The organism is Microbacterium sp., assembly GCF_052102115.1.
Classification (GTDB): Bacteria; Actinomycetota; Actinomycetes; order Actinomycetales; family Microbacteriaceae; genus Microbacterium.
Genome location: NZ_JBQDVP010000091.1, coordinates 1 through 5696, shown reverse-complemented (window position 1 = coordinate 5696; position 5696 = coordinate 1). Strand labels below are relative to the sequence as shown.

The window sequence follows — 5696 nt, the reverse complement described above, 5'->3', positions numbered from 1 at the left end:
CCCATGGGTTACGAGACACTGAGGTTACGAGACACTTTGTGGAATCGGAACATGCCGGTGACGTTGACGCTGATCGGTCGTCCGCGCTGATGAAGCTAACAGAGGCCGCTGCTACGCCGGCGAGATAGCTGGGAAGACGTTGGCTCGCGCAGAAAGGCCCTTGCACGCGTCGACGAGCTCAGGTGTCATATACAGGACGTGTTGCCACATCGCCTCGGCGGTGCCGCCTCCGCCCAGGAAGGGTGCAGCGCCCGTTTGCGTGAGCCTGCTTGAGATCTCGACGAATTTATCTGCTCCGAGTTCCGCAGGTGTCGCTTCACCGACGCCAAAAGGTAAGGCTGCAACCGGGGCGGTACCGACCGACTCCACCGTTGCTTGGGTGATCGACTTTCCAGTCCAGACACCTTCCACCCGCACCAGTCCGGCAGTGACTTCGCTGTTGGATGGGTCCGCACGTTCGACGGGTATGTCACCGCCGGTCGTCCGATACGGCCAGCGAAGCGGATCCCAGGGAAACGCTACCCAGAGAGTAAGGCGGTCAGGTGCGCCTCTTTCCAAGTGTCCGAATGCGGCGACTCGAGCACCTGTGTGGACGATCAGCTGCTCGGCGAGATGCTCCGCGCATTCAGAAAGCTCGTTGCGAAGCAGCTGAGTCTGTTGGGGTGTGAACCGGCGAATCTGCATGTCGAGCACCGCCGATGCTTGGAGCTCAGTGAACTGGAACGCGTCAGCAATGTGTTCAACGGCACTTGTGCGATCGCCAGTTATCGCGGCGCACACCTCAAGCAGCTTCGCGGGGTTCTCCACTGCGGCCAGCAGAGCCTTCATGATCTGTACGCGCTGAAACAGGTTCCTGCGATCCACGTCGTCCATGGTCGGACTCTACCTGCCCGAAAAGATGGGACGCGGAATCGTCTCATGCCCGTCACCCGGTGCCCTCCGCAACCGTGCGAGCAGCTGTTCGGTCTGCTTTAGCTCGGACATAACGGTAAGTGCGTGTCGGCGGGAACCTTTTCGTCTGTCGCGGACACTACATAGTATGAGCGCCATTGACGAAGACGTTTGGGCCGCGGCACTCAGCGGCGACGGAGACGCCTTCGGGGTGCTCTTCGATCGTCATCGTGCGCGTGTTTATCGGCACTCTCGCGGTCTGGCTCCTTCGTGGTCTGATGCCGACGATGTTGTGGCCGTGACATTCCTTGAGGCATGGCGCAAAAGGGACCACATCACGTTTGTTGACGGTTCGATGTTGCCCTGGCTCCTTCGAACGGCCACCTTTACAGCGAACAACCTCAGACGCTCCTCGCGCCGACACAACGCAGCGTTACGTCGGCTTCCTGCCGGCCCAGTTCAGTCGGATCACGCCGACCTATTCGATGACGGCGAAGCGATGACTGCGATGAAAGAACTCTCTCCGCTCGACCAGGAAGTTCTCACACTCTGCGTGATCGAAGACGTCAGCACAGAAGACGCAGCCCGACTGATGCGTGTCCGAGTCGGCACGATCAAATCGCGCCTGTCACGTGCCAAAGAGAGACTACGCGCCGCGATCGACGAATCAGCCAGCGCACTACGGCCGGAAGGTGTGAACAATGTCCTCTGAAATGCCCTCAAGCGAACGTGACGCTGAACTGCGCCGCATGCTCGTCGCCACCGCGACAGCTGCCCCCGTGCAACCCAAGCGCCGTCGGAACTTCCTCGCGCCGATCGGAGCTTTCGCTCTCGCAGGGGCACTCACCGGAGCAGTCTCCGCCGCCGCACTCACCGCTCCCGACGACCACCCGCCAGTAACGATCGACCATCTGATGGATGTTCTCGTCCAACGCGATACCCAGTTGTTCGGCGAGCCGTTGGTCATCGAGGACGAAGGTAGCATTGTTGAATCTCTGGGTGCGCAACCCGCCGGCGCTGTGGAAGTGACGGTCGCCTTCCATTGCAAAGATCCGGGAACCTACAACCTCGTACTCGATGATCAGCCAGCGATGACCATCGCCTGTGATGCCGCTTCCGCGGCCGCCTCCATCGGGGGAGGAATCTTTAGCGTGAAGGCCGCCCCCGAGCATACGTTGGCCGTCTCCGCCGAGGACAGCGACCGGTACATCGCCTGGGCCTCATGGACAGCCCCGCCCATCCCTGAAGACCCGTCACCCGAGCAGGTCGCGGTAATGGCGGACGGCGAAGTAAGTGAAGAGGAATACCGCGCACAGTTCGATCGCTATGCCGATTGCATGGTCGCGGCCGGATACCCGGTGGACGCTATCAACACGTCCGGCACCATCATCACGTACGTCAATTCCGGCGCTTCCGTCACATCAGGTGCCGAAGGGCGCTGCTACGCGCAAGAGTTTGCCCAAGTCGACCGCGCATGGCAGGGATCGAACCAGTAGCTCACCCGCAGTTGCAAGATCAAGCCGCCTCATAACGCATGGGTTACGAGACACCGAGGTTACGAGACACATCGTGTAACTCCTCGCCGACGGACGGGCGACATGCCAACGCACCCGAGTTCCTCAGCCCAGCGGCCCCTCCAGCACCGTGAGTGTGTCCACTCCGTGGAAGCCGACGGACCTGTTGAGCGCGAGCATCGGCTCATTGGTCAGCGCTGTGTAGGTCTGCAGGGATCGGGATTCCGCACTTTCGGGCACGCTCATGAGCAGCCGAAGATTGGCAGCCTTCAGCGCTCGGCCAATGCCTCGACCGCGAAAGTTCTTGTCGACGAAAGTGTCATCCTGGTTCACGATCTCCGGATCTGAACGCGAGAGGAGAATCTCGGTGTAGCCGATACCGTCGCCGTTCGTGCATGCCAGACTTCGCACCAGGAGGTAGCCCTGATCGTGCATGCGTCGCTCATTGCGACGCACCGCGTCAACATCTACGCTCGCCGGACTCCGGCTCAGGTCGCCCATCGGAACGTCGTCAGACATTCGCGCCCGTAGCTCGGCCCAGTCCTCTACAACCTCGTCGGGACAGCGCCCGCACCAGGAGCGGAGGTTGATCCCGGCAGGCGCGTCCGGAAACGCGGCAAGTTGTGCTGTCGAGAGAGGAAGTTCAACCATCTGTCGACTTTCTCGGATACCGATGTTCAGCCCTTCGGCGCGAGCGAACGTCACGCCAGCATCGGAATAGGTTTCGGTACGCAAGATGGTGGCCGTGCCTCGTAGCGTGTCGCGCACGGCATCAAGCAGCATCCGGCCAACGCCACGTCGTCGGAAGCCGTCCAGGACAGCGACCTCCACCTCTGCAGGCTCGTCCGGATCGACGCTCGCTTCGGCCGCGCCGACCGGCACGTCGCCGATTTTGGCAATAAGTAGTGCCGAGGTGCGTGCCGGGTGCGGATCCTGAAACTGAGCAAGCGTTGCATCATCGCTACGGAACCAGACCTGCTGACGACCGACCGCATACCCATCGCGTAGCACGCGATTCCACTGGAGGAGCTGGCGGACATCCGCTCGATCGACGACTTCCACACGCAAACTCATATCGGGGATCACACGACTTTCACCTACTCGACGGCGACGACGGCACAGGTGTGTATTCTCCCAGATCCCGTGTTGGAAGGTGCCCGCACCGTGCCTCGATAGAGCGAACCCACGCCGACATGGGATCTCATATGAATGAGCGAACCGCCGCGCGCCATTAGACCGTTCGCGACCATCGGCCGTACACGCAACAGGTTGTTGCGTGAGTTATTCAGGGGTTATCGAGCGCACGCTGCAGCTCGGCCTCAGATGGAAGTACCGCCTGCTCAGCTGGAGGGAGGAGGTCGTAGCTGGCGATCGCGATCGGATGGTTGCTGCCTGCGAGGGCGTACCGCACCACTCGGTCATTCTTATCAATGCACAGCAAGAGACCGACGGTCGCTGCATGCGCGGGCCGGCGCAACTGGTCCTCTACAAGCTCGACGTAGAATCCGAGCTGTCCGACGTACTCGGGTTTGAACTTACCGACCTTCAGCTCGACGACGACGTAGCGCAGCTGCTCTACGTGGAAGAACAGGAGGTCGACAAAGAACTCGTCGCCGTCCACGTCGAAGGGAATTTGCCGCCCGACGAAACTGAACCCACTGCCTAACTCACCGAGCGTCTCGATGATGCGTTCCACGAGCGCTTGCTCGAGCTCGCGCTCTGCGTGCCCAGGCTCAATGCGGAGGAAGTCAAAGACGTAAGGATCCTTTGTCATCTGCTGTGCGAGCTCGGACGCTCCGGGCGCCAGAATGCGATCGAAGTTCGTTGGCGCTCCGCCGAAGCGCAGGTGTTCGGTGGTCTTGATGTGGTGCTCAAGCGTGCCACGGGTCCACCCATGTGTAGCGGTTTGCCCGGCGTACCAATCCCGCAGTTCCTGGTCGCTGCTCGCAGGTCCCTCGGCGTCAGGTTGGTACGGAGTCCCGACCCGCCTTCGAGCGATTCGCGGGTTCTCCTAGCTTGCGGGTGGGTTCATGCCGTTGCTGGCCAAATGTCGGGGTGGAGGAGATAGGTGTCCGCATCGACGCGGGTCGTTTGTACGTTCCATTCCGTCTGGTTCTCCGCAAGTGGCGTAAGGGCTTGCCATAGGGATTCGAGCACGGTCGAGGCGGGCATTCCCGCTTCGACCGTGCCAACCACGACAAGCCGCCGTGTTCGTTGGACAAACACCAACGTGACCACGGTGGCGACCTCGGCCGCTGCCTCGAGTTGCAACCGATCAGTGAAAGTGGCCTGTCCCAGATCGGAGTATGAGTGCCACCCCGGCGAGGCGTCTGCCGGGAGGAGCTTGCCCGGGCCCGTGCCCCAGTGATTCAGCGCGTACCAGACGAAGGCCTCGCCTGGGGAGGCGTGCTCATTAGGGATCACAGCTGATCGTTGACCCACTGAGGGCAGGTTCGTGTCGGTGCGCCAGGCGAGTCTTTGCAGTACGCCGTGATAACCCCGAGTTCGTAGGGATCCGGGCTATCGGCACTGGAATCCCGTTCCTGAATCACTTCTACGAGGATTTCGATACCGTCCTCGCTCAGGTATCCCATGCCGTAGAGGTACCGACCGTTGGGCTGCAGGTAGCCGCCCGCGTTGTTGCTGATGACGTGTTCAATCGTCTGCTGGTCAGCATTGTGATCCAGGAGGGCATGTAGGTAGCCGAACGCGCCGCTCGCTCCCTGCCGCAGCACGACCTTCTCTCCTGAGCCGTCCAGGGTGACACTCAAACAGTTGAATCTCGGGGCGGACGGGTAGTTCTCCGTACCCGCTGCGCATCCATTTGCCAGCGCGCTCACACCGGAGGCATCTTGTGCTGACGGCGCGGCAACCTCTCCCAGAGAACTTGCGACCTCTGGAATCTGTTCATATGCGACCCATTGACCATCCGGTGGTGCGGCATCGTTCGATGCCGCTAGAGCCGGGGTGCTCGACAGCACACCCAACGCCAGAGTGAGGGCGGCGACAGCGGTGAGCCTCAGCTTCGTTTTCATCATCTCTCCTTCGCTTTCACATGAGCCAGCGACGCTACACCGTGCGGGCGACTCTTGCCAGGGGTATAGCCAACTGCACCGCGATCACCCTCGCCAGCACCCTGATCTGGACCAAAGCCGACTTAATCAACACGGCCTAGTGCCAAAACTGACCGTGCCGAGCGCTCTAGCTCTTACCCCGAGGAAATCGCAACGATGCGCGGTAGGTCGATGCGAACCACCGCGCATTGAAGGCCGAGCTGTCTCATAAGCCATG

Annotated in this window: 7 protein-coding genes; 2 read left to right on the top strand and 5 right to left on the bottom strand. The window is 61.2% G+C overall.

The annotated features are described in order from the left end of the window. Positions 1 to 111 precede the first annotated feature (111 nt). Positions 112 to 873: a hypothetical protein gene (locus ACTICP_RS15635; protein WP_441893928.1), complete on the bottom strand. Its 762-nt coding sequence runs from the start codon at positions 871 to 873 to the stop codon at positions 112 to 114. Between the two features lie 166 nt (positions 874 to 1039). On the opposite strand from ACTICP_RS15635, the gene ACTICP_RS15630 reads away from it, so the two are divergent. Together ACTICP_RS15630 and ACTICP_RS15625 are read left to right on the top strand one after the other, a co-directional pair. Beyond that, positions 1040 to 1603 (top strand): RNA polymerase sigma factor, encoded by a 564-nt coding sequence (locus ACTICP_RS15630; RefSeq protein ID WP_441893926.1) that lies wholly within the window; start codon positions 1040 to 1042, stop codon positions 1601 to 1603. Then, a complete protein-coding gene (locus ACTICP_RS15625; protein ID WP_441893924.1) occupies positions 1593 to 2387 on the top strand; it encodes a hypothetical protein in 795 nt (264 codons plus the stop codon). Before ACTICP_RS15630 ends, ACTICP_RS15625 begins: the two co-directional genes overlap by 11 nt. A gap of 123 nt (positions 2388 to 2510) precedes the next feature. Here the strand turns inward: ACTICP_RS15625 and ACTICP_RS15620 are convergent, their stop codons facing one another. From ACTICP_RS15620 to ACTICP_RS15605, 4 genes are all read right to left on the bottom strand, one after another. Next, positions 2511 to 3491 carry a GNAT family N-acetyltransferase gene (locus ACTICP_RS15620; protein ID WP_249268565.1) on the bottom strand — a complete coding sequence of 327 codons (981 nt, stop codon included), beginning with the start codon at positions 3489 to 3491 and terminating at the stop codon, positions 2511 to 2513. A gap of 199 nt (positions 3492 to 3690) precedes the next feature. Continuing rightward, positions 3691 to 4179 (bottom strand): PDDEXK nuclease domain-containing protein, encoded by a 489-nt coding sequence (locus tag ACTICP_RS15615; RefSeq protein WP_441893921.1) that lies wholly within the window; start codon positions 4177 to 4179, stop codon positions 3691 to 3693. A 254-nt stretch (positions 4180 to 4433) separates the two neighbouring features. After that, a complete protein-coding gene (locus tag ACTICP_RS15610) occupies positions 4434 to 4829 on the bottom strand; it encodes a hypothetical protein (RefSeq protein WP_087054737.1) in 396 nt (131 codons plus the stop codon). Further along, entirely contained in the window at positions 4826 to 5440 is a 615-nt protein-coding gene (locus tag ACTICP_RS15605; RefSeq protein WP_140403523.1) for a hypothetical protein, read from the bottom strand. Before ACTICP_RS15605 ends, ACTICP_RS15610 begins: the two co-directional genes overlap by 4 nt. Between the last annotated feature and the right edge of the window lie 256 nt (positions 5441 to 5696).

Excerpts from the sequence above, each read along its gene's own strand:
- ACTICP_RS15635 (WP_441893928.1), bottom strand. The coding sequence starts at position 873 with ATGGACGACGTGGATCGCAGGAACCTGTTTCAGCGCGTACAGATCATG.
- ACTICP_RS15630 (WP_441893926.1), top strand. The coding sequence starts at position 1,040 with ATGAGCGCCATTGACGAAGACGTTTGGGCCGCGGCACTCAGCGGCGAC.
- ACTICP_RS15625 (WP_441893924.1), top strand. The coding sequence starts at position 1,593 with ATGTCCTCTGAAATGCCCTCAAGCGAACGTGACGCTGAACTGCGCCGC.
- ACTICP_RS15615 (WP_441893921.1), bottom strand. The coding sequence starts at position 4,179 with ATGACAAAGGATCCTTACGTCTTTGACTTCCTCCGCATTGAGCCTGGG.
- ACTICP_RS15605 (WP_140403523.1), bottom strand. The coding sequence starts at position 5,440 with ATGAAAACGAAGCTGAGGCTCACCGCTGTCGCCGCCCTCACTCTGGCG.